The organism is Ruegeria pomeroyi DSS-3, from assembly GCF_000011965.2.
In the GTDB taxonomy this organism is placed as follows: domain Bacteria; phylum Pseudomonadota; class Alphaproteobacteria; order Rhodobacterales; family Rhodobacteraceae; genus Ruegeria_B; species Ruegeria_B pomeroyi.
The window spans coordinates 390,858-412,326 of sequence record NC_003911.12; the positions used below are offsets into that span (position 1 = coordinate 390,858).

23 protein-coding genes are annotated in these 21,469 nt (G+C 65.1%); 3 read left to right on the plus strand and 20 right to left on the minus strand.

Features of this window, described 5'->3' with window-relative positions; all coding sequences use genetic code 11:
* Nucleotides 1-2 precede the first annotated feature (2 nt).
* The 8 genes from SPO_RS01905 to SPO_RS01940 all read right to left on the minus strand — a co-directional run bounded on the left by SPO_RS01905 (nt 3) and on the right by SPO_RS01940 (nt 7,163).
* Nucleotides 3-968 carry an ABC transporter permease gene (locus tag SPO_RS01905; RefSeq protein WP_044027816.1) on the minus strand — a complete coding sequence of 322 codons (966 nt, stop codon included), beginning with the start codon at nt 966-968 and terminating at the stop codon, nt 3-5.
* Nucleotides 968-2,062, minus strand: a complete 1,095-nt coding sequence (locus SPO_RS01910; RefSeq protein ID WP_011046138.1) for an ABC transporter permease — start codon at nt 2,060-2,062, stop codon at nt 968-970. The genes SPO_RS01905 and SPO_RS01910 overlap by 1 nt, the downstream gene beginning before the upstream one ends.
* Nucleotides 2,062-3,591, minus strand: a complete 1,530-nt coding sequence (locus SPO_RS01915; RefSeq protein ID WP_011046139.1) for an ABC transporter ATP-binding protein — start codon at nt 3,589-3,591, stop codon at nt 2,062-2,064. The genes SPO_RS01910 and SPO_RS01915 overlap by 1 nt, the downstream gene beginning before the upstream one ends.
* A gap of 123 nt (nt 3,592-3,714) precedes the next feature.
* Complete coding sequence (locus tag SPO_RS01920; RefSeq protein WP_011046140.1) at nt 3,715-4,713, minus strand: BMP family lipoprotein; 999 nt, start codon at nt 4,711-4,713, stop codon at nt 3,715-3,717.
* A 158-nt stretch (nt 4,714-4,871) separates the two neighbouring features.
* Nucleotides 4,872-5,285 carry a GNAT family N-acetyltransferase gene (locus SPO_RS01925; RefSeq protein WP_011046141.1) on the minus strand — a complete coding sequence of 138 codons (414 nt, stop codon included), beginning with the start codon at nt 5,283-5,285 and terminating at the stop codon, nt 4,872-4,874.
* On the minus strand, nt 5,282-5,872 hold the full coding sequence (gene tsaB / locus SPO_RS01930) for a tRNA (adenosine(37)-N6)-threonylcarbamoyltransferase complex dimerization subunit type 1 TsaB (protein ID WP_011046142.1): 591 nt from the start codon (nt 5,870-5,872) through the stop codon (nt 5,282-5,284). Before tsaB ends, SPO_RS01925 begins: the two co-directional genes overlap by 4 nt.
* Complete coding sequence (locus SPO_RS01935) at nt 5,862-6,425, minus strand: NifU family protein (protein WP_011046143.1); 564 nt, start codon at nt 6,423-6,425, stop codon at nt 5,862-5,864. The genes tsaB and SPO_RS01935 overlap by 11 nt, the downstream gene beginning before the upstream one ends.
* Nucleotides 6,426-6,548: 123 nt before the next feature.
* Nucleotides 6,549-7,163, minus strand: a complete 615-nt coding sequence (locus tag SPO_RS01940) for an FMN-dependent NADH-azoreductase (protein ID WP_011046144.1) — start codon at nt 7,161-7,163, stop codon at nt 6,549-6,551.
* A gap of 128 nt (nt 7,164-7,291) precedes the next feature.
* Here SPO_RS01940 and SPO_RS22095 point away from each other — a divergent pair, with 128 nt between their 5' ends.
* On the plus strand, nt 7,292-7,882 hold the full coding sequence (locus SPO_RS22095) for a CGNR zinc finger domain-containing protein (protein WP_011046145.1): 591 nt from the start codon (nt 7,292-7,294) through the stop codon (nt 7,880-7,882).
* Nucleotides 7,883-7,935: 53 nt separating this feature from the next.
* Here the strand turns inward: SPO_RS22095 and SPO_RS01950 are convergent, their stop codons facing one another.
* The 5 genes from SPO_RS01950 to SPO_RS01970 are packed head-to-tail and all read right to left on the minus strand — an operon-like array spanning nt 7,936 to nt 11,477.
* Nucleotides 7,936-8,529: a 2-hydroxychromene-2-carboxylate isomerase gene (locus SPO_RS01950; RefSeq protein ID WP_011046146.1), complete on the minus strand. Its 594-nt coding sequence runs from the start codon at nt 8,527-8,529 to the stop codon at nt 7,936-7,938.
* A 7-nt stretch (nt 8,530-8,536) separates the two neighbouring features.
* Nucleotides 8,537-8,992: a universal stress protein gene (locus SPO_RS01955; protein WP_044027819.1), complete on the minus strand. Its 456-nt coding sequence runs from the start codon at nt 8,990-8,992 to the stop codon at nt 8,537-8,539.
* A gap of 39 nt (nt 8,993-9,031) precedes the next feature.
* Entirely contained in the window at nt 9,032-10,096 is a 1,065-nt protein-coding gene (locus tag SPO_RS01960; RefSeq protein WP_011046148.1) for an AbrB family transcriptional regulator, read from the minus strand.
* Nucleotides 10,093-10,956: a branched-chain amino acid aminotransferase gene (locus tag SPO_RS01965; protein WP_011046149.1), complete on the minus strand. Its 864-nt coding sequence runs from the start codon at nt 10,954-10,956 to the stop codon at nt 10,093-10,095. Before SPO_RS01965 ends, SPO_RS01960 begins: the two co-directional genes overlap by 4 nt.
* Nucleotides 10,957-11,015: 59 nt before the next feature.
* Nucleotides 11,016-11,477: an Lrp/AsnC family transcriptional regulator gene (locus tag SPO_RS01970; RefSeq protein WP_011046150.1), complete on the minus strand. Its 462-nt coding sequence runs from the start codon at nt 11,475-11,477 to the stop codon at nt 11,016-11,018.
* Between the two features lie 129 nt (nt 11,478-11,606).
* Between SPO_RS01970 and SPO_RS01975 the strand changes: the two genes are divergently transcribed.
* Nucleotides 11,607-12,656: a Leu/Phe/Val dehydrogenase gene (locus SPO_RS01975; protein ID WP_011046151.1), complete on the plus strand. Its 1,050-nt coding sequence runs from the start codon at nt 11,607-11,609 to the stop codon at nt 12,654-12,656.
* 18 nt (nt 12,657-12,674) lie between these two features.
* On the opposite strand, the gene SPO_RS01980 is transcribed toward SPO_RS01975, so the two are convergent.
* Together SPO_RS01980 and trpS are read right to left on the minus strand one after the other, a co-directional pair.
* Nucleotides 12,675-13,160, minus strand: coding sequence for a VOC family protein (locus tag SPO_RS01980; protein WP_011046152.1), 486 nt, complete (start codon nt 13,158-13,160; stop codon nt 12,675-12,677).
* Between the two features lie 121 nt (nt 13,161-13,281).
* Nucleotides 13,282-14,298, minus strand: coding sequence for a tryptophan--tRNA ligase (gene trpS / locus SPO_RS01985; protein ID WP_011046153.1), 1,017 nt, complete (start codon nt 14,296-14,298; stop codon nt 13,282-13,284).
* Nucleotides 14,299-14,383: 85 nt separating this feature from the next.
* On the opposite strand from trpS, the gene SPO_RS01990 reads away from it, so the two are divergent.
* Entirely contained in the window at nt 14,384-15,070 is a 687-nt protein-coding gene (locus SPO_RS01990) for a rhomboid family intramembrane serine protease (protein ID WP_044027821.1), read from the plus strand.
* 20 nt (nt 15,071-15,090) lie between these two features.
* Here SPO_RS01990 and SPO_RS01995 read toward each other — a convergent pair whose 3' ends face one another.
* From SPO_RS01995 to SPO_RS02015, 5 genes are all read right to left on the minus strand, one after another.
* The gene (locus SPO_RS01995) at nt 15,091-15,282 is read right to left on the minus strand and encodes a YgaP family membrane protein (RefSeq protein ID WP_011046155.1); all 192 of its coding nucleotides are present in this window, start codon (nt 15,280-15,282) and stop codon (nt 15,091-15,093) included.
* A gap of 71 nt (nt 15,283-15,353) precedes the next feature.
* Entirely contained in the window at nt 15,354-15,938 is a 585-nt protein-coding gene (locus SPO_RS02000; RefSeq protein WP_011046156.1) for a Crp/Fnr family transcriptional regulator, read from the minus strand.
* Nucleotides 15,935-17,476, minus strand: a complete 1,542-nt coding sequence (gene murJ, locus SPO_RS02005; protein WP_011046157.1) for a murein biosynthesis integral membrane protein MurJ — start codon at nt 17,474-17,476, stop codon at nt 15,935-15,937. The genes SPO_RS02000 and murJ overlap by 4 nt, the downstream gene beginning before the upstream one ends.
* Complete coding sequence (locus SPO_RS02010) at nt 17,473-20,307, minus strand: [protein-PII] uridylyltransferase (protein ID WP_044027823.1); 2,835 nt, start codon at nt 20,305-20,307, stop codon at nt 17,473-17,475. Before SPO_RS02010 ends, murJ begins: the two co-directional genes overlap by 4 nt.
* Nucleotides 20,267-21,442: a penicillin-binding protein activator gene (locus tag SPO_RS02015; protein ID WP_011046159.1), complete on the minus strand. Its 1,176-nt coding sequence runs from the start codon at nt 21,440-21,442 to the stop codon at nt 20,267-20,269. The genes SPO_RS02010 and SPO_RS02015 overlap by 41 nt, the downstream gene beginning before the upstream one ends.
* Nucleotides 21,443-21,469 lie beyond the last annotated feature (27 nt).

Below are 21,469 nucleotides of genomic sequence, written 5' to 3' on the forward strand. Positions count from 1 at the left end.
TATCACCGCTCTTTCACATAGGGTTCACCCCCTGCGCGCGGGGGAATCGCCTTGCCGACGAATCCCGCCAGAATCACGACCGTCAGGATATAGGGCAGGGCGTCCATGACCTGCACCGGAATCACCACACCGCCAAGGTCGATGTTCTGGAATCTGAGCGCGACCGCCTGAAGCAGTCCGAACAGAAGACAGGCCCACATGGCATGCAGCGGGCGCCATTTGGCAAAGATCAGCGCCGCCAGCGCGATAAAGCCGCGTCCGGCCGTCATGTCCTTGACGAACCCGGCCTGCAGTGCGGTGGCCAGATAGGCGCCGGCAATGCCGCACAGCACGCCGCAGATCATCACCGCCGCATAGCGCAGCCCGACGACCGAGACACCGGCGGTATCGACCGCGGCCGGGTTCTCGCCCACGGCGCGCAGGCGCAGGCCGAACCGGGTGCGGTAGAGCAGCCACCAGGTCCCCGGGACCGCCAGAAAGGCGAGATAGACCAGCACCGAATGGCCCGACAGCAGTTCGGCATAGATCGGCCCCAGCACGGGGATGCCGCTCAGCGTCTCGGCCAGCGGCCAGTCGATCGGCTCGAACCGGGCGCCCCCGAACAGCGAGGGTGTGCGCCCGCCCTGCTTGAACCAGTCCTGGGCCACCAGAACGGTCATGCCGGCGGCGAGGAAGTTGATCGCGACCCCGGAAATCAGCTGGTTGCCGCGAAAGGTGATCGAGGCCAGCCCATGCAGCCCTGCCAGCACCAGAGACGAGGCGATCCCGGCAAGAAGGCCCAGCCAGACCGAACCGCTGACCGCGGCGACGGCGGCGGAAAAGAACGCGGCCATCAGCATCTTGCCCTCAAGGCCGATGTCGAAAATGCCCGCCCGTTCGGAATAGAGCCCGGCCAGACAGGCCAGCAACAGCGGCGTTGACAGGCGGATCGTCGAGTCGAGTACCTGGATGATCGTCAGGAAATCCATCACGCGTTGCCTTTCCGCAGGGCCAGGAAGACTTTCTCCAGCGGCATCCGCACCATGTTGTCCAGCGCCCCGGTAAACAGGATCACCAGCGCCTGGATCACCACGATCAGCTCGCGCGGGATATTGGTCCACAGCGCCAGTTCAGCGCCGCCCTGATAGAGAAAGCCGAACAGGATCGCGGCCAGAAACACCCCGAACGGATGGCTGCGCCCCATCAGCGCCACGGCGATCCCGATGAAACCCGCGCCCTCGGTCGAGTTCAGGACCAGCCGCTCGGCCTCGCCCATCACGTTGTTGGTGGCCATGAGCCCGGCCAGCGCGCCCGAGATCAGCATGGCGACCATGGTGATCTTGAAGGGCGAGATCCCGGCATAAAGCGCGCCGGATTCGGAATGGCCATAGGCGCGGATTTCATATCCCAGCCGGGTGCGCCAGATCAGCGCCCAGACCACGACACAGGCCAGCACCGCCACCAGCAGCGACACATTCGCCGGCGCCGCCTTGGAAAAGCTGATGCCGATCGGGGCCAGCAGCTCATGCAGGGTGGGCAGATGCACGGCGGCCGGAAAGCGTTCGCTTGCCGGGTCCATCGAGCCGTCGGGCCGCATCACGTTGACCAGCATATAGTTCAGCAAGGCCGCAGCGATGAAGTTGAACATGATGGTGGTGATCACGATATGGCTGCCCCGGCGCGCTTGCAGATAGGCCGGGATGGCGGCCCAGACAGCCCCGAACAGCATCGAGGCCGCACAGGCGGCAAGCAGCGCCATGGTCCAGTGCGGCCAAGGGATGTAGAGGCAAATCATCGCCACGCCAAGCCCGCCCAGCATTGCCTGCCCCTCGCCGCCGATGTTGAACAGGCGGGCATGAAAGGCGACGGCCACGGCCAGGCCGGTGAACATGAAATTGGTGGCGTAATAGAGCGTATAGCCCCAGCCATAGGTCGACCCCAGCGCCCCCGATACCATCATGTTGACGGCGGCCACCGGATCCTCACCGATACCAAGGATCACCAGTGCCGACAGGATCGCGGCCAGGATCAGGCTGATCAGCGGGATCAGCACCACATCGGCCCATTTGGGCATCTTGTCCATCAGGCGGCCTCCCCGTTGACACCGGCCATCAAGAGGCCAAGTTCCTTTTCATCCGTCTCGTCGGGCAGGCGTTCGCCCATGATATGGCCGTCGAACATCACCGCAATCCGGTCGGCGAGGCCAAAGATCTCCTCCAGCTCGACCGAGACCAGCAGCACCGCCTTGCCCTGATCGCGCAGGGCGACGATCTGCTTGTGAATGAACTCGATGGCGCCGATATCGACGCCGCGTGTCGGTTGGCCGACCAGCAGCAGGTCAGGATTGCGCTCGATCTCGCGTGCCACGACGATCTTTTGCTGGTTGCCGCCCGAGAAATTCTTGGCTGCCAGCCAACCATCGGCGGGGCGGACATCGAATTTCTCGATCTTGCGCTCGGTATCGGCGCGCAGGGCGGCGTTGTTCATGAAGATGCCGGATTGATAGGCCGGATCGTGGTGATAGCCAAAGGCGACGTTTTCCCAGGCGTGGAAGTCCATGATCAGACCTTCACGCTGGCGATCCTCGGGCACATGGGCCACATGGGCGGTGCGGCGGGCGCGCGCGTCGGATCCGGGTCCGCTCAGCGGCAGCGGAGCGCCGTTCAGCCGGATCGCGCCGCTGCCCGGGCGCATGCCGCCCAGAACCTCGAGCAGTTCGGACTGGCCATTTCCGGCAACGCCGGCGATGCCCAGGATCTCGCCCGCGCGCACGGTCAGGTCGATGCCCTTGACACGTTCGACGCCCTTTTCGTCGGTTACGCGCAGGTTCTCGATCTCCAGGATCGGTTTTCCGGGTTTGGCGGGCACCTTGTCGACGCGCAGCAGCACCTTGCGGCCCACCATCAACTCGGCCAGATGTTCGGGGCTGGTTTCGGCGGTCTTGACGGTGGCCGTCATCTCGCCCCGCCGCATGACGCTGACCGTGTCAGTCGCCTCCATGATCTCGCGCAGCTTGTGGGTGATCAGGATGATCGTCTTGCCCTCGTCCTTGAGCCGGTGAAGGATGCGGAACAGCTGATCGGCCTCAGCCGGGGTCAGCACGCCGGTCGGCTCGTCCAGGATCAGGATTTCGGCCTGCCGATACAGCGCCTTGAGGATCTCGACCCGCTGTTGCATGCCGACGCCGATCTCTTCGATCACCGCATCGGGGTCGACATTCAGCTCGTATTCGGCGGCCAGCTCGGCCAGGGTGCGGCGGGCCTTGGCCAGCGAGGGTTTCAGCAACCCGCCATCCTCGGCGCCCAGAATGATGTTTTCCAGCACGGTAAAATTCTCGACCAGCTTGAAATGCTGGAACACCATGCCGATCCCGGCGGCAATGGCCGCCTGGCTGTCTGGGATCTCGGTCTTCTTGCCGTTGATCCATATCTCGCCCTTGTCGGCCTTGTAGAAGCCGTAAAGGATGCTCATCAGGGTGGACTTGCCCGCACCGTTTTCGCCGATGATACCGTGAATGGTGCCGGGGGCGACGCTGATCGAGATGTCCTTGTTTGCTTGCACAGGCCCAAAGGATTTGGAAATCCCTTTGAGCTCGATGGCGGGGACGGTCATGTCTTGTCCTCGATGGCCGAAGGGGCGCTCATCCGCCCGGGCGGGCGTCTTCGCGAGGATGGCCCGCAGGGCCGGAGGAGCGCCGGGTGAATGCGGGCCGGACGGTCCGGCCCGCGATCTGGATCAGAACTTCAGTGCGGGGCAGCTGTCGTTCTCGTAATAGCTCACGACGTTCAGCTTGCCGTCAATGATGTCCTGACGGGCCTGATCGACCGCGGCCTTCATCTCTCCCGAGATCAGGGCGGCGTTGTTGTCATCCAGCGCATAGCCCACGCCCTCTTCGGCGAGGCCCATGTTGAAGACGCCGGTTTCCAGATTTTCGCCGGCCTTCATCGCGTCATAGACGGCCACGTCGACGCGTTTCAGCATCGAGGTCAGCACCTTGCCCGGATGCAGGTGGTTCTGGTTGCTGTCGACGCCGATCGACAGGATGCCTTCGTCAGCGGCGGTCTGCAGCACGCCGACACCGGTGCCGCCAGCCGCGGCATAGACCACGTCAGCGCCCTGGCTGATCTGCGCCTTGGTCAGCTCCGACCCCTTCACCGGGTCGTTCCAGGCAGCCGGCGTCGTGCCGGTCATGTTGGCCACGATCTTGACATCGGGGTTCACCGCCTTGACGCCCTGCGCATAGCCGCAGCCAAAGTGGCGGATCAGCGGAATGTCCATGCCGCCAACAAAGCCCACGGTGCCCGACTTCGAGGCCATCGCCGCCATCATGCCGACCAGATACGAGCCTTCGTGTTCGGCAAAGCCGATCTGGCGGATATTGGGCGCGTCAAGCCAGGTCACGTCCACCGCGACGAACTTGGTGTCGGGATAGTCTGCGGCCACGGCGCTCAGCGGGTCGGCCATGGCGAAGCCCATGGTGATGACCGGGTTGGCGCCCGCCTCGGCAAAGCGGCGCAGGGCCTGCTCGCGCTGGGCTTCCGATTGCAGCTCGATCTCGCGGAAGCTGCCGCCGGTTTCCTCGGCCCAGCGCTGCGCGCCGTTGAATGCGGCCTCGTTGAACGACTTGTCGAACTTGCCGCCCAGATCAAAGATCAGGGCCGGTTCGGCCAGGGCGGCGCCCGCGGTCAGCGCCATCGCGGCGGCGGCTCCCATCAGGGATTTCATCAGGGTCATTTTATACTCCCGTTGGTTATTGTTCCCGGGGCGGTGGGCGGACCAGTCACCCCGCTCAGAGCGAGCAGAACTGCTGTGATGCTGGCAATTAAGGCCGGTTGCAACCCTGCCGGTCAACCGCTTTTTGACCGAATGGTCCGAGAATGCGGCGCTTGCCGTCAGGGCAGGGGGCGCTCCATCACGATGGCATCGGCTGTCTCTCCGCTCGGGCGCCGGTAATAGCCCCGGCGCAGACCGCAGGGCGCATAGCCGCAGGCGGTGTAGAGTGCAATGGCCGGATCGTTGTCGGCCGCGACGTCAAGCAGCGCGCGGGTGGCGCCCGCGCGGGCCGCCTGCGCCTGCCACGCATCCATGCAGGCGCGGGCCAGCCCCTGTCGGCGCTGGTCCGGATCGGTGGCGATGGTCAGCAATTCGGCCTCACCCGCGATCACCTGAAACAGGGCGAAACAGCGGAGATCGCCGACGAGATGGGTATGGGGGTTGCCCAGCAACGCAGCGAACTCCGACTCGCTCCAGGGTCGCGACTGGGTGAAGGCGCGGGCATGCAGCCGGGCCAGCTCTGTCGGTGTCATGGGTCCAGCAGCACTGGCGGCCGGTCACGCGATGGCGCCGCATCTGCCGGGCGGACATAAAGCGGGGCCGGCGGGATGGTGGCATCGCGCCAGCGCGGGGCGGCGGCACGGGCGATGGCCTCGGCCAGCCCTTGCGGGCTGTACTCGGCCTGAAGCGGGCCAAGCGCCTCTGCCTGATCCCGTGGCAACAGCTGCGGGGTGCCGCCATCGGGGGCGAGGTAGACGTGATCGCGGGGCGCGGGGATCGCCGGGTGGACGCCCAGCGGCGTCAGCAGCGCGCGGGCCTCGAACCCGTCCACGCCGACTGCAGGGATACCAAGCCCCAGTGCCAGCCCGCGCGCGGCCGAGACGGAAATCCGGATGCCGGTGAAATTGCCCGGCCCGATTCCGACGCCGATGGCGTCGAGATCGTGCCAGCCCAAGCCAGCCCCGGCCAGTACCTCTTCAAGCAGCGGCATCAGCCGCTCGGCCTGGCCGCGCGTCATCTCTTCGGCGGTGGCGGCGACGATCCGGTCACCCACCAGCAAAGCGGCCGCGCAATGCGCGGCCGATGTGTCGAATGCCAGAATGACCGGGTCAGACGGCAACGGGGCGGACCTCGGTCACTTCGGGGATGTAGTGGCGCAGCAGATTCTCGATCCCCATTTTCAGGGTCAGGGTCGAAGACGGACAGCCCGCGCAGGCGCCCTGCATATGCAGATAGACCACACCCCGGTCAAACCCGTGAAAGGTGATGTCGCCGCCATCCTGAGCCACCGCCGGGCGTACCCGGCTATCCAGCAGCGCCTTGATCTGGGTCACCACCTCGGCATCCTCGCCGCTGTGTTCGGCATGGCCCGACCCGGTCTGCGCATCGGCGCCCATCACCGGCTGGCCCGACTGATAATGCTCCATCACGGCGCCCAGGATCGCGGGTTTGATATGATCCCATTCGACGCCTTCGGCCTTGGTCACGGTCACGAAATCATTGCCGAAGAACACACCGGTCACCCCGGAGACGGCAAAGATACGGGCGGCCAGCGGCGATTTCTCGGCCGCTTCGGCCGAGGGGAAATCGGCAGTGCCCACCTCCAGAACGGTTTGTCCGGGCAGGAATTTCAGCGTTGCCGGGTTCGGGGTCGATTCGGTCTGGATGAACATGGTCGGAATTCCTTATCGCTCCCCTCAGATATGAGGCGGCACCCGCTCGTTGTCAACTTTGGAACGGTTCTAAAGATCGGGTTGGCCGGGATTCGGCCAACCCCTGTGCAAGGTTTGCCGCGATCAGGCGGCAGTCAGGGCGGCGAGCGCCCGGTCATACCCTGCCTGAGGATCGTCCGTCAGCAGCGAAGGCTGGTATCTGACAAAGGTGACATCCGTGATTCCGATCGTCTCGAACCACCATTTCAGATAGGTCGAGTGAAAATCGCTGCCAAATCTGGCATCCGCCCCCTCGGACCAGACGCCGCTTGTCGTCACCACAGTTGCCTTCCTGTTCCTCAACAGGCCGGAATAGCCGTTGTCGGGGTCGAACCCGAACAGCATTCCGGGCTGGGTAATGATGTCGATATAATGTTTCAGGCGATAGGGGATCCCGCCGTTCCACATCGGAACGCCCATCACAACATGATCGGCGGACATGAAACGCTCGGTGATCCTTGCGACCGCCGACCATGCCTGTTCCTTGGAGGGGTCCATCTGACCGACCCCGAAGAAGGTCATCTTGGCGGCGGCCGGGTCGCCGTCAAATGCCGGCAGGTCTTCCGCCCAAAGGTCCAGGTGATCCACCTGAAGCGTGCTGTCCTTGGCGCGTTGCGCGGCGACAAAGGCGTCGGCAAGGGCATTCGATTTCGAGTCGCCGCCGCGCGGCGAGGCGATGATTTGAAGGAGTTTGGTCATGTGTGGGATCCTTTGTAACCACTTAAGATGGTTTAAGTGGTTACCTGCGTCGAGAAACTTGTAAAGAGCGATTTTGCCGGTTACACAACGAGTCACGCCAACGTGACCTGGATCCGGCCTCCTGACCCATGCAAACCGCTCTTCCACCGCCTTACTTGATTGCCGACGATCCGGGGCTCGAGTTGCTGAACTCGACCGGGGCACCCTATGGCACCGAAATCGACTGGTTGCAGAACGGCACCGAGATGCTGGCCTGGATGCAGGCGGTCGGCTTGCTGGGCGCCACAGAGGCCGAGTTGGTTCGCAGCACGCTTGGCGCGCGGGAACTGGATGCCGCCGCATCCGACCTACGGGATTTGCGGGCGATGTTTCGAGAGAACGTGCCGGTGGCCTCGGCCGGGTTTGTCGATCGCCTGAACGCCTGTCTTGCGGAAACCAGTGGGCATGCCCGTATCGTCATGACCGAGGCGGGCACGCAAGAGCTGCAGCATGTGCAAAGGTTTCGAACCGGTCGTGATCTGGTCGGTCTATGTGCCCTCGCCATCGCCGAACTGTTGAGCCAGGGCGAGTCCGGTCGGACCCGGCAGTGTGGCGGACCTACCTGTACCTATTGGTTCCGCGATGTCAGCAAGAACAACCGCCGCAGGTGGTGCAGCATGGCGGTTTGCGGCAATCGGGCCAAGGTGGCAACGCATCGCGCCCGCGCCAGATCGGAGTGAACTCGACCGCTCGCGCAAACGGGTGTGCGCAGGACGCCAAAGCCCCGGCCCACTCAGGACTGGGCCGCCAGCGCCAATGCCTGATCCAGCCGGTCGTCACCCCAGAACACTTCCTCTCCGACCACGAAACTGGGGGCTCCGAACAGGTCGAGCGCGGCGGCGCGTTCGCCCTGCGCAAACAGCGCGGCTTTGATCTCGGGCGATTTGGCCTGCTCCATGGCCTCGGGCGGCAGCCCGGCCTCGGCCCAGCACTCGGCCAGCACTTGCGGGTCCGATATCACCAGCCCACGTCCGAACTGCGCAGCATAAACGGCGCGGACAAAGGGTGCGATGTGGCCCATTTCGCGCGCTACCATCGCCAGCCGCGCCGCCGGAAGCCCGTTTTGCGGGAACGGGTCGGGCCGCGTCAACGGCAGGCCCTGCCGGGCGCAAAGCCGCTCCATATCGCGCCACATGTATCGCCCCTTGGCCGGAAAGAGGTTGAAGGGCGAGCTGGTCCAGCCCTGTGCCGCAAAGATCGGCCCCAGCAAGAAGGGCTCCCATGCGATGGTCACCCCCAGATCGGCGGCGGCCCGCTCGATCCGCATCGCCGAGAGATAGGAATAGGTCGAGGCGAATTCGAACCAGAATGCGATGCGCTTGCCCATGCCGGCCTCAGGTGATCGCTTCGAGCTTTTCCTTGCTCAGATCGCCCGGCACGATAGTGATGGGGATGGGCAGGCTGCCCGACGAGCGGCTGAGCTGCGACACCAGCGGGCCGGGGCCCTTCTTGTCGGTACCGGCACCCAGAACCAGAACGCCGATTTCAGGGTCTTCCTGAACATGGGCGATGATCTCGGGCACCGCCTCTCCCTCGCGGATCACCAGTTCAGGCTCGACCCCCTGCTTGTCGCGCATCCATTTGGCGAATACCTCGAAATGCGCGTGAATACGTTCGCGCGCTTCTTCGCGCATTACCTCGCCGACGCCGATCCAGTGATTGAACTCGTCCGGCGGAATGATCGACAGGATCGCCACCCCGCCCCCCGTATGCGCGGCGCGCATGGCGGCAAACCGCATTGCGTTCAGGCATTCGCGGCTGTCATCCAGTACAACAAGGAATTTGCGCATCTCGGTCCTCCACAATCCCGGCCAATCTGCCTGAGGGGCCTAACGCTGTCCATCGCTTTTCCCTTGCCCCCGTCGGGCGACATCGGTGGCGTAGAGGGTCAGGACAACCGCCAGCACCGACAGGCGAAACAGATGCGCCGCCGCGACAAAACTGGGATCGGCGCCCAGGGCGGCGCTGAGAATGATCATGGTTTCGAGGCCACCCGGCGAAAACCCCAGCAATACATCCAGCAGCGGCAGACCGGAAAGATAGGCCGCCGGCAGCGCCGCCAGGGTCGCCAGCCCGGTGGTCAGCACGACGATGGCAAGACCAGCGGTCAGGCTTTGACGCAGCTCGCGCCAGCCCATGCCGCCAAACCGGCTTCCGATCATCGCACCCATCAGGATCAGCGACGCCTGCGCGGCCCAGCCCGGCAGGCCGCCGGCGGTCCAGCCGGCCAGATGCGTGGTTGCCGCCACCACGATCCCGGCGATCAGCACATGGGCGGGCAGCTTCAACGCTTTCAGAACCGGGGCCAGCAACAGGGCGGCGACAATCTGGCCAAGGATCCAGGCCCAGGGCGTCACGGCCGCGAGCTGGGGCAGGCCCGGGCCGATCTCGATCCCCGCCAGGGATGCGGCCAGCGGTACCAGCAGCGTCAGCGCCATCAACCGGATCGAGGCCAGAACGACCGGGCGGGTCAGCGACAGTTGCAGGCTGTCGGCCAGGGCGATGACAAGGCTCAGATGCCCGGGGGCCGCGGCCAGAAACGCCTCGTCCCGGTCGATGGGCAGCAGGCGCGGGATCAGCCAGCGCCCGGCCCAGGGGGTGGCCAGGGTCAGCCCGGCCAGCAGCCCAAAGGCTACCGGCCAGCGCATCATCGCCTCGATGCTTTCGGGCCCCACCAGCGATCCGATGCTGAGCCCGATGACCAGGAAGCCCGCGTCGCGCAAACGCGGCGAAATATGAAGCGAAAGACCGCAAAGCCCTGCCAACGATACCGCGACGGCGGGGCCGGCCAGCAGCGCCATCGGCATGTGCACGAGGGTCGCGATCAGGGCGCCAAGGGCGCCGACCGCCAGCGTCAGCAGGTCCCGGCGCGGATCGCCGATCTGCGCGATCACGCGGTGGATTTCGCCCAGTCCCAATAAAGCGCGCGCGCGCGCCGGGCGATCGGCCCGATCTGGTACTGGGTGTCGTCCAGCGCAGTAACCGGGGTCACCTTGCTCATGTTGCCGGACATGAACACCTCGTCGGCTGCGTGGAAATCGGCAAAGCTCAGCACCGTTTCGTGCACGGGAACACCGTCAGCGCGCAGGTTCTTGATATGCCGCGCGCGGGTGATGCCGGCCAGGAAGGTGCCGTTTGCGATCGGTGTGAACACCTCGCCATCCTTGACCATGAAGATATTGGCGGTGGCGGTTTCGGCCACATTGCCCAGCGCATCGGCCACCAGCGCGTTGGTGAACCCCTTCGACCGCGCCTCTCGCAGCATCCGGGCGTTGTTGGGGTACAGGCATCCGGCCTTGGCATTGACCACCGCATCCTCGAGCACCGGGCGGCGGAACCGTGTAGTTGTCAGCGTGGCCGAGGCCGTGGCGGGGGCCATCGGGATCTCTTCCAGGCAGACGGCGAAACCGGTGCTGTCGGCCTGCGGGATGATCGCGGTCGGATCCCCGTCGATGCCCCAGTACATCGGCCGGATATAGACTGCCTGATCCGGCCCATAGGCCTTGAGCCCCTCGCGCACGATCTCGACCATGTCTTGGGTCGATACCGTGGGGGTCAGCATCAGCGCCTCGGCCGAGCGGTTGACTCGGGCGCAATGGGCCTCCAGGTCGGGGGCCATCCCGTCGAAATAGCGGGCGCCGTCGAACACGCCCGATCCCAGCCAGGCGCCGTGATCGGCGGCGCGGATGATCGGGGCATCGCCCTCGTGCCAGCTGCCTTGGAAATAGGTGCGGATATTGCTGCCGGTTGCCATGATCGCCTCCCTCGGTTGCGACGAGGGTAGGCCCGACTGGGTCAGAGGTCCAGACCTTTCTAGCGGCGGATCGCGGGCAGGCTGTCGCGCTGGACCATGGTGCGCAGGGCGAAGTTGGACCGCAGGTTGCGGATGCCGGGGATCTGCATAAGTCGGTTCTCCAGGAACGCATCGAATGCCGCCAGATCGGCCACCAGAACCCGCAGCAGGATATCGCGCGAACCGGTCATCAGATAGCATTCCATCACCTCGTCACAGGTGCGGATCGCCCGTTCGAATGCATCGACGGCGGCGCGTTCCTGCCGCTCCAGTTCGACCGAGACAAAGACCGACACGCCCAGCCCCAGCTTGGCCGGGTCGACCCGGGCGCTGTAACCGGTAATCACGCCGTCACGCTGCAACCGTTCCAGCCGCCGGGCGCAGGGGGTCGGCGACAGCCCGACCTTGTCCGCCAGATCCGAGATGGTCATGCGCCCGTCGCGTTGCAGGGCGCGGACAATGCGGTGGTCGATCTGATCCATTGGTGAATGTCTCCAACTTTTGCCAGTGAGTTGGAGAATAGCTCTAATCTTTGCCAACGCAGCGCGCAATCTTGGTGAAAAACAGCGTCGCAGTTGTGGCAGATAAGGGGTCATTCAGCGGAGGATTCCATGCAGATTACACCCGTCGCAGCGCCCGAACACGAACAGGTGGTCCGTATAGCGGACCCTGAAAGCGGGCTTCTGGGCTTTATCGCCATCCACTCCACCCGGCGCGGTCCCGCTGCGGGCGGCGTGCGGATGCGCCCCTATGCGCAAGAGGCAGACGCGCTCAACGACGCGCTGCGCCTGTCGCGCGGCATGACCTATAAGAATGCCGCCGCGGGCCTCGATCTGGGCGGTGGCAAGGCGGTGATCATGGCCGATCCCGCAACCCAGAAGACGCCGGACCTGCTTGCCGCCTTCGGCTCTGCGGTCGAGACGCTGGCGGGCCGTTACTGGACGGCCGAGGATATGGGCATGACCCCCGCCGACATGGCGCGGATCGGCACCCGCACCACCTGTGTTGCGGGTCTGGCCGACGGGGATTTCGCCAGTGGCGACCCCTCGCCGATCACCGCGCGCGGAATTTTTTACGCGATCCGCACGGCGGCGAAACACCGTCTGGGTTCCGTGGACCTGACCGGCCGCACCGTCGCGGTGCAGGGTCTGGGCCATGTTGGTCACTATCTGTGCGGCTACCTGCATCAGGCTGGTGCAAACCTGATCGTGACCGATATCGACCGCGCCCAGGTGGCCCGCGTGGCAGAGCGCTACGGTGCCACCGCCGTCGCGCCCGACGCGATCTACGGGGTCGAGGCCGATATCTTTGCGCCCTGCGCCATCGGAGCCATCCTGAATGCCGAGACCATCCCGCAGTTGAAGGTACGGGTGGTCGCAGGTGGTGCGAACAACCAGTTGGCGACGCCCGAGGATGCCACCCGCCTGCACGATCTGGGTATTCTCTACGCGCCCGATTACGTGGCCAATGGCGGCGGCATCATCAATGTGGCGACCGAGATCCTCAAGATCTCGGGGCGCGAGGCCTGGGTTGCCAGCCGCCTGGCGGCGCTGGACGACACCATGGACCGCATCCTGACCCGCGCCCGCATTCTGTCGGTCAGCCCCGCCGAGGTGGCGGATGCCACCGTGGATGAGATCCTGCAGGCCAAGGCCGCCTGAGCGTGGCGTGACCGGGGCCTATCCGGCCTCGGCCAGCAGCGCGGGGATGTCGAGCGGCGCGTTTGTCATCGCGAGATTGCCCTCGCCATCGCGCGGCCAGTCCTCGGGTGCGCGGTCGCGATACAGTTCGACCCCGTTGCCGTCGGGGTCGCGCAGATAGACCGCCTCGCTGACCCCGTGATCGGCAGAGCCGTCGATCGGTATCCCGGCCTCGATCACCTGCCGGAGCACCGTTCCCAGCGCCTTGCGGTCGGGATAGAGGAAGGCCGAATGATACAGACCGGTCGCCCGCGCGGGCGGTTGCGGGCCGCCCCGGCTGTGCCAGGTGTTCAGCCCGATATGATGGTGATAGCCACCGGCACCCAGAAAGGCGGCGGCGTCGCCGTATCTCTGTTGCACCTCGAATCCCAGCACATCGCGGTAAAAGGCGATGGCCCGGTCCAGATCGGATACTTTCAGGTGGACATGGCCGACACAGGTGCCGGCAGGGGCGGAATAGGTCATGATGCGTCTCCTTTGCCCGAATATCGGATGGAACCGCGTTCCGGCAAAGGGGCGATCCCGCGCAGATCCCCTGCGCGGGCGCACATTAATCCCGGGTGTCAGGACACCATAATCCCGGGTGTTACGACACCATGCCGACGATTTCATAGGTCCGCTTCAGGATCGGCGCGGTGATGGCGCGGGCGCGTTCGGCGCCACGGGCCAGGATGCGGTCGATCTCGGCCTGATCGTTCATCAGCCGCGCCATCTCGGACGAGATCGGGGACAGTTTCGCAACGGCCAGTTCGGCCAGCATCGGCTTGAACTCGCCAAATTGCTTGCCGCCCACATCCGCAAGCACCTGCTCGACGCTCCGGTCGGCAAGGGCAGCATAGATGTTGATCAGGTTGCGTGCGTCCGGCCGCCCCTCCAGCCCGTCGATCTCCGAGGGCAGGGCATCCGGGTCGGTCTTGGCCTTGCGGATTTTCTGCGCGATGGCGTCGGCATCGTCGGTCATGTTGATCCGGCTCATGTCGGACGGGTCTGACTTGGACATCTTCTTGGTGCCGTCCCGCAAGCTCATCACCCGGGTCGCGGCGCCCTCAATCACCGGTTCAGTGACCGGAAAGAAATCGACTCCGAAATCGTTGTTGAACTTGATCGCGATGTCGCGGGTCAGTTCCAAATGCTGTTTCTGGTCCTCGCCCACCGGCACATGGGTGGCATGATAGATCAGGATGTCGGCGGCCATCAGCGACGGATAGGCAAACAGACCCAGCGAGGCGTTCTGCTGGTTCTTGCCGGCCTTGTCTTTCCATTGGGTCATCCGCTGCATCCAGCCCATGCGGGCGACACAGTTGAAGATCCAGGCCAGTTGCGCATGTTCGGGCACTTGGCTTTGATTGAACAGGATCGACTGTTCCGGATCGATCCCGGCTGCGATGAAGCCTGCACACAGTTCCCGCGTGGAATGCGCAAGTTCCTTGGGATCCTGCCAGACGGTAATCGCGTGGAGATCGACCATGCAATAAACGGTCTCCATCTCGGGTCCCTGCATATCCACAAATCGCTTGAGCGCTCCGAGGTAGTTCCCAAGATGCAGGTTTCCCGAAGGCTGGATGCCGGAAAACACACGCGGCGTGAACTGGGTTTCGGTCATGATGGGGAACTCCCGTCTGGAAAATTCGGTCCCCGTCGCTTACCCATGGGGCAAAGGGACGTCAACAGCCGCGAAAGGCCCGCCCATGAGCAGTGATAACGATACATCGCCGGTCAATCCGCTACCGCCCGTTGTGGTGGCGCTGGTGCTCTTCATCATGGGGATCGAGATCACCTTTTCCCTCGGCGCACGCGGCATTGTCGGCGGGCCTCAGGCAGTGGGCTGGCGACTGGCGGCGATGCAGTCCTATGCCTTTTCGCCCGATATCCTGACCTGGATGTGGGAAACCGGGCGCTGGCCTGTCGAACATGTGATCCGTCTGGTGAGCTATCCGTTTGTCAGCGTCTCGTTCACCCAATCGCTGTTTGTCTGCGTTTTCGTACTGGCAATGGGCAAGATGGTGGCCGAGAGCTTTGGCAGCCTGGCGATGCTGGTGGTATTCCTGGTTTCGGGCATCGGAGGGGCGCTGGGATATGCGCTGCTGACCGGTTCGCCGGTGGCGCTGATCGGGGGCTTTCCACCTGTCTATGGGCTGATCGGGGCCTTTACCTGGCTCTTGTGGCGCAAGCTGTCGCTGGTGGGGCAGCATCAGGCGCGGGCGTTCAGCCTGATCGCCTTTCTGATGGGGGCGCAACTGCTGTTCGGCCTGCTGTTTGGCGGCGGGCTGGATTGGGTCGCCGATCTGGCGGGCTTTGCCACCGGATTTGCGCTGTCCTTCCTGCTGTCGCCGGGCGGCTGGGCGCGGATGCGCGGCCGGATCCGCCACGATTAGGACGGTCCGGCCGGGTCGATTTATTTCTTCAGCGGGCAGGTGTTCAGGCCCAGGATGGTGTAAAGCGGGCAGGACCCCACCAGCCCGGTCAAAAGCGGGATCAGGCCAACCAGACCCCACATGGTCTTGGGGCCGATCACGGTCAGCGACAACAGGACCAGGCCCAGAATGATACGGGCGGCACGGTCGAGGGTTCCTTCGTTGCGGGTCATCTTGCGAATCCTTTCAGGTCAGAGGTCTGCGCCCCTTTTGACCGATCCCGCGGCGCCTGTCGGTGACAGTGTCACCGTTCCTCTGCGGCAATCCGTTCCAGCCCGGACCGGTCGCACAGCGTCACCCGTCCACGCGCCAGCTCTACCAGACCCTGGCGCGCAAATTCGGCCAGTCGGCGGCTGACAAAGGCCCGGCCCGAGGCGGTCTCGGCGGCCAGCGCCTCATGCGTCGCGGCCACGGTATCGCCCTTTGCCAGCCGCAACAGAACCCGCGCCAGCCTTGTGTCGAACCCGGTCAGGGCCACGTCCTCGACCAGATGTTCGAAATCGGCAAAGCGGCGCGCCACCGCCTGCATGACCTCGGTGCGGAACGCCTCGTCCCGGGCCAGCGCGGTGCGAAAGTCGGCATGGCTCATCAGATGTCCGCGCACCCGGGTTTCAGCCACCCCCTCGGCGCTGTAGCTGCGCCCCTCGGTCAGGCAGGCGAAGGTCTGCAGGCAGACATCGCCCGGCCTGACCCGGTAAAGCACCACCTCGCGCCCGTTGGCGGCGGTCAGGGTGACGCGGATCGAGCCTTCGTCCAGACGCAGGAAGCCGGGGCAATCCTGCCCGGCGCGGAACAGGACGGTGCCGGCTGGACAGTCGAGCGCGCTCATGACCGCCTCAAGGCGCGGCGGAATTCCGACAGGCGGAAGGCGCCGATCAGATGGCCGACCCCGAAATAGACCACGGCCGCAAAGAGGATCAGCGCCAACAGGCCCAGATAACGCCAGCTGGGCAGGTCGAACACCCAGCCGAGCGGGATCAGCACCGCATAGAGCGCCGCCCCCATGATCAGCGAGGCCATCAGGATACGCCAGGCGCGGCCGTGGAAGCGGGTGTCGAACCGGGCCACCTCGCCCATGCGGCGCGCACCCAGGGCCAGCTGGGCCACCATGGTCCAGCCCGCGACTGTGGTGGCTATGGCGGGTGCGATCCAGCCCAGCAGCGGATAAAGCGCAAAGGCCAGCACCGCGTTGATCACCATGGCGACCACCGCATAGCGGAACGGGCTCTTGGTATCCTCGCGGGCAAAGAACAGCGGCTGGAACACCTTTTGCAGCATGAACGCGGGGAGGCCCAGCCCGTAGATCGCCACTGCGATAGCGGTGGCGGCGCTGTCCTCGGGTGTAAAGGCGCCGCGCTGGAACAGCACCGCGACCAGCGGCAGCGGGATCGCCATCAGCGCCATTGCCGAAGGCAGGGTCAGGATCAGAGAGAATTCGCCCGCGCGCGAATAGGCCTCGCGCGCGCCGGTGTCGTCGCCGGCGCGCAGGCGGCGCGACAGGTCGGGCAACAGCACGATGCCCACCGCAATGCCCACCACGCCCAGCGGCAGTTGATAGAGCCGGTCCGCGGTAAACAGCCAGCTGACCGCGCTTTCGGTGCGCGAGGCGACGAGCTGCCCGACCACCAGGTTGATCTGCGTCACCCCCATCGCCAGCGCGGCGGGAAAGGCCACCCGTACCAGCCGCCGCATAGCGGGGCTGAGCCGGGGAAGACCGGGGCGCAGCCGGATGCCCGCACGTTCGGCCGCGACCCAGACCAGCGCCAGCTGCGCCACGCCCGCGACAGGGATCACCCAGATCAGCCAGTCGATCACTTCGCCACCCAGGGCCGAGCCCGCCAGCATCGCGGCGCAGGCGAAAACGTTCAGCAGAACCGGCGCGGCGGCAGCGGCGGCAAACCGCCCGGTGGCGTTCAGCACCCCGGAGAACAGCGCCGCCAGCGACATGAACAGGATATAGGGAAAGGCGATCTTGCCATAGCCCACCGCCAGGTCGAACCGCTCGTCCCCGACAAAGCCGCTGGCGGTGGCCCAGATCAGCGCCGGCATGAAGATCATGGCCAGCGCCACCAGGGTCAGCACCGCCGCGCCCAGCAAGTTGAACGCCTGCTGGGCAAAGCCCTCGGCATCCTCGCCCCCTTCGAGCCGCTTCGAGAACATCGGCACAAAGGCCGCGTTGAACGCGCCCTCGGCAAAGAAGCGGCGGAACAGGTTGGGCAGGCGAAAGGCCGCGACAAAGGCATCCATCACCGGGCCGGGGCCGATGTAGGCGGCCAGCAGGATTTCGCGCGCAAAGCCAAGGATACGGCTGGCCAGCGTCCAGAATCCGACCGTGAAGAAACCGGCCATCAGGCGGATCGGTTTCATGATGCGGCGGCCCGTTCGGCGCCTTCGGTGATGGCCTTGCGCAGCTTGGTCTCCAGCGTGCGCTGCTTGGCCTCGGAATGGTACTTCAGCCCGAACATGTCCTTGACATAGAAACTGTCGACCACCTGTTCGCCATAGGTCGCGATCACCGCATTGGCGATATAGACATTGGCCGCCGCCAGCGCCCGGGCCAGATCATACAACAGGCCGGGCCGGTCGCGGGTATCGACCTCGATGATCGTGTAGATGTCTGATCCCTCGTTGTCGAAGGTGATATGGGTCGGCACGTTGAACGCCTTTTCCCGCTTCTTGATCTTGTCGCGGGATTTCAGCGCATCGCGGGCCACCACCTCGCCCTTGAGGGTTTTCAGGATCATCTGGCTGAGCCGGGGCAGGCGGGCCGCCTCGTAGGGGTGGCCTTCGGCATCCTGGATCCAGAACGCATCGGTCACATAGCCGTCCTTGGTGGTATAGCTGCGGGCATCGACCACATTGGCCCCGACCAGCGCCAGCGCACCGGCCATGCGCGAAAAGATGCCGGGGTGATCCGCCATTGCGAAACAGGCGCGGGTGGCGTCGCGGTCCTCGTCCGGGTCGAGCCGGATTTCGATGCCGCCGGGGTCGCCGCTGTGTTCCAGCTGGCGCAGCATCTCGGCAAAGGTGACATGGGTTTCGACGTTGAACCCCTGCCAATAGGGGGGATAGTGGCGGGCGATCTCGGTCTTGACCTCGCCAGCGGGCCAGTCGGACAGGGCGGTGCGCAGCGCCTTCTTGGCCTCGTTGCCGCGCCCTTCGCGGTTGAGCGCTTCCATCCCCATTTCCAGCGCCCGCTTGGTTTCCGCATGCAGGGCGCGCAACAACGTGGCCTTCCAGTTGTTCCAGGTGTTGGGGCCGACGCCGCGAATGTCGCAGACGGTCAGCACCGTCAGCAGGTCCAGCCGCTTGGTCGTCTGCACCGCCTTGGCAAAGTCGCGCACGGTGCGCGGATCGGAGATATCGCGTTTCTGCGCCATGTCCGACATCAGCAGGTGATAGCGCACCAGCCATTCCACCGTTTCGCAATCGGCTTTGGACAGGCCCAGGCGGGGGGCTACCTTGCGGGCGATGCGGGCCCCCAGGATCGAGTGATCCTCGGGCCGGCCTTTGCCGATATCGTGCAGCAGCAGCGCCACATAGAGAACCTTGCGGTTCACCCCGGCCTTGAGGATGGACGAGGCCAGCGGCAGCGACTCGACCAGCTCTCCCTTTTCGATCTGGGCCAGGTTGACGATGGTCTGGATCGTGTGCTCGTCCACCGTATAGCTGTGATACATGTTGAACTGCATCATCGCGACGATGGGTTCGAACTCGGGCACAAAGGCCGACAGCACCCCCAACTCGTTCATCCGTCTGAGCGCCCGTTCCGGGTTGCCGTGTTTCAGGAGCAGGTCCAGGAAGATGCGCCGCGCCTCCTTGTCGTTGCGCATTCCGTCATCAATCAGGTCCAGATTGGCGGTGACCAGCCGCATCGCATCGGGATGGATCAGCATGCCGGTGCGCAGCGCTTCCTCGAAGATGCGCAACAGGTTCAGCTTGTCGGCCAGGAACGCCTCGGGGTCGACCACGTCCAGCCGGCCACGGACCACCTTATAGCCCTGCTTGATCCGGCGGCGGCGGCGAAAGATGCGCTCCAGCAGCGGCGCGCCCTTCATATGCGCCGCCTCCAGCTTGGTCAGGAAAATCCGCGTCAGCTCGCCCACGCGCGTGGCCTCGCGGAAGTATTTCTGCATGAACACCTCGACCCCGCGTCGCCCGGCGCGGTCCTGATAGCCCATGCGCGCAGCCACCTCTACCTGAAGGTCGAAGGTCAGCTGTTCGGTGGCCCGCCCGGTCACCAGATGCAGATGCGCGCGCACCGCCCACAGGAATTCCTCGGCTTGCACGAAGGTGCGGTATTCCGACGGGGTGAACAGGCCCAGCGGCACCAGTTCGGCGGTTTCCTTCACCTCGTAGATATACTTGGCGATCCAGTAGAGCGATTGCAGGTCGCGCAGCCCGCCCTTGCCTTCCTTGACGTTGGGCTCGACCATGTACCGCTCGCCCTGCTTGCGGTGGCGGGCGTCGCGTTCTTCCAGCTTGGCCTCGATGAATTCGCGCTGCGTATCTTTGTAAAGCTCGCTTTTCAGACGCTGATCCAGCGAGCGCGCCAGCGGGGCGTGCCCAGCCAGAAACCGGTGTTCCAGCATCGCGGTGCGGATGGTGAAATCGTCGCGTCCCAGCCTGATGCAATCCTTTACCGTGCGCGAGGAATGCCCGACCTTCAGCCGCAGATCCCAGAGGATGTAGAGCATCGATTCGATGACACTCTCGGCCCAGGCGGTGATCTTGTAGGGGGTCAGGAACAGCAGATCGACATCGGAAAACGGCGCCATCTCGCCGCGCCCGAAACCGCCCACCGCCAGTACAGCGATCCGTTCGCCCTGGGTCGGCGTGGCCAGCGGGTGCAGAATTTCCGAGGCCACATACATCGCCGTCTTGACCATCCCGTCGGTCAGATAGGTATAGGCGCGGGTCAGCGGGCGGGCGGCAAAGGGATCCTCGGCGAAGCCTTCGGCAATCGCGGCGCGGCCCGCATTCTGGACATCGCGCAGGATGGCCACGACGGCGCCGCGCAGGGCGGCGTTGTCGGCGGCCTCGGCCGCCGCCTCGGTGATCCGCGCGAACACGGCCGGGGTGTCGAACACCTCGGCCGGGTCGCAGATCAGATCGCCGGTCAGCCAGGGCTGGATCGGCAGGGCGCTATCGGCCGGTTCAGAATCCGGCGCCGGAGAAGCTTTGTGGGGCAGGGTCAATCACAACCACCTGTTTGTTCTGGATCGTGGCAATGGCCAGCCCCCGTTCATTAGTCCCGTCCGGGCGCAGACGGAAGATGCCGCCAACACCCTGGAACCCGGCGCTTTGCGTCAGGGCGGCGCCGGTCAGGGCGTCCGACTTGCCCGCGCCGACCAGCGCGCCGATGGCGGCAATGCCATCATAGGCCAGTCCGCCGATCGGGTGCGGTGCGCCGCCATAGGTGCTTTGATACCGGGCCCGGAAGGCGGCCGCCTTGGACGGATCGGGCAGTGCGAACCAGCCGCCCTGCACGCCAGGCAGTTCCAGCGTCTGCGCCGGAATGTCCCAGCGGGTGAGACCGATGAACTGGGTCTGGGCCGGCGAAACGCCCGCCTCGGGCAACAGCTGGGTATAAAGCGGCAGCGCCCCGGCGGTGGTCGAGGTAAAGAAGACCGAGTCGGCGCCGGTGCCATCGACCGTTGCCTTGACCTGCGGAACCGAGTTGATCACGCCCTGCTGCGAGCGCTCGTAGGCGACCGTTCCGGCAAGCTTGGCACTGCTGCGCGAAATCGCGTCAGAGATCGCCGCCCGGCCCAGCTGGCCGGCCTCGTCGGTGCTGTGCACCACGACGATGTTGCCCTTGCCTTGACGCGCGGCAAAACTCACCAGCCGGTCCGCGCTGTTGTTGAAGGTCGGCCCCAGGACAAAGACATTGCCCCCGGCGATATTGACGTTGTTGGAAAAGGACAGAACGTTCACGTTCTGGTTCAGAACTGCCAACCCCGCGGCATTGGCCGCCTGGGCATAGACCGGGCCGAGGATGATCTTGGCGCCCTCGCCAACGGCCTGTTTGGCAACCGCCGCCGCGGTGCCGGCATCACCCGCCGTGTCATAAACGCGCAGGTCGATCTGTACATTCTGCAGATCGGCGATGGCCATGCGGGCGGCGTTCTCCAGGCTTTGCGCCAGGACCGCGTCACCCGACTGGGCCGAGCCGCGTGGCACCAGCAGTGCAACGGGAACCGGTTTCGAGGTATTGATGCTGGGACCGCCGCCACCGATGGCGACCGGCTCGCAGGCCGATAACAGCGCAGCCGCCGCCAAGGCCATCGCGGAAAGGGCAATCTTGCGGGCGGGGTTGAAAACGGCAAACATCTAATCAATAGCTCCTTGATCCGGCGG

Excerpts from the sequence above, each read along its gene's own strand:
- SPO_RS01980 (WP_011046152.1), bottom strand. The coding sequence starts at position 13,160 with ATGACCTATTCCGCCCCTGCCGGCACCTGTGTCGGCCATGTCCACCTG.
- SPO_RS01925 (WP_011046141.1), bottom strand. The coding sequence starts at position 5,285 with ATGACACCGACAGAGCTGGCCCGGCTGCATGCCCGCGCCTTCACCCAG.
- SPO_RS01950 (WP_011046146.1), bottom strand. The coding sequence starts at position 8,529 with ATGGGCAAGCGCATCGCATTCTGGTTCGAATTCGCCTCGACCTATTCC.
- murJ (WP_011046157.1), bottom strand. The coding sequence starts at position 17,476 with ATGAAACCGATCCGCCTGATGGCCGGTTTCTTCACGGTCGGATTCTGG.
- SPO_RS22095 (WP_011046145.1), top strand. The coding sequence starts at position 7,292 with ATGCAAACCGCTCTTCCACCGCCTTACTTGATTGCCGACGATCCGGGG.
- SPO_RS01915 (WP_011046139.1), bottom strand. The coding sequence starts at position 3,591 with ATGACCGTCCCCGCCATCGAGCTCAAAGGGATTTCCAAATCCTTTGGG.
- SPO_RS01970 (WP_011046150.1), bottom strand. The coding sequence starts at position 11,477 with ATGGATCAGATCGACCACCGCATTGTCCGCGCCCTGCAACGCGACGGG.
- SPO_RS01940 (WP_011046144.1), bottom strand. The coding sequence starts at position 7,163 with ATGACCAAACTCCTTCAAATCATCGCCTCGCCGCGCGGCGGCGACTCG.
- SPO_RS01965 (WP_011046149.1), bottom strand. The coding sequence starts at position 10,956 with ATGGCAACCGGCAGCAATATCCGCACCTATTTCCAAGGCAGCTGGCAC.
- SPO_RS02015 (WP_011046159.1), bottom strand. The coding sequence starts at position 21,442 with ATGTTTGCCGTTTTCAACCCCGCCCGCAAGATTGCCCTTTCCGCGATG.
- SPO_RS02000 (WP_011046156.1), bottom strand. The coding sequence starts at position 15,938 with ATGAGCGCGCTCGACTGTCCAGCCGGCACCGTCCTGTTCCGCGCCGGG.
- trpS (WP_011046153.1), bottom strand. The coding sequence starts at position 14,298 with ATGACCGAAACCCAGTTCACGCCGCGTGTGTTTTCCGGCATCCAGCCT.
- SPO_RS01955 (WP_044027819.1), bottom strand. The coding sequence starts at position 8,992 with ATGCGCAAATTCCTTGTTGTACTGGATGACAGCCGCGAATGCCTGAAC.
- SPO_RS01990 (WP_044027821.1), top strand. The coding sequence starts at position 14,384 with ATGAGCAGTGATAACGATACATCGCCGGTCAATCCGCTACCGCCCGTT.
- SPO_RS01935 (WP_011046143.1), bottom strand. The coding sequence starts at position 6,425 with ATGTTCATCCAGACCGAATCGACCCCGAACCCGGCAACGCTGAAATTC.
- SPO_RS01995 (WP_011046155.1), bottom strand. The coding sequence starts at position 15,282 with ATGACCCGCAACGAAGGAACCCTCGACCGTGCCGCCCGTATCATTCTG.
- SPO_RS01975 (WP_011046151.1), top strand. The coding sequence starts at position 11,607 with ATGCAGATTACACCCGTCGCAGCGCCCGAACACGAACAGGTGGTCCGT.
- SPO_RS01910 (WP_011046138.1), bottom strand. The coding sequence starts at position 2,062 with ATGGACAAGATGCCCAAATGGGCCGATGTGGTGCTGATCCCGCTGATC.
- SPO_RS01905 (WP_044027816.1), bottom strand. The coding sequence starts at position 968 with ATGGATTTCCTGACGATCATCCAGGTACTCGACTCGACGATCCGCCTG.
- SPO_RS01920 (WP_011046140.1), bottom strand. The coding sequence starts at position 4,713 with ATGACCCTGATGAAATCCCTGATGGGAGCCGCCGCCGCGATGGCGCTG.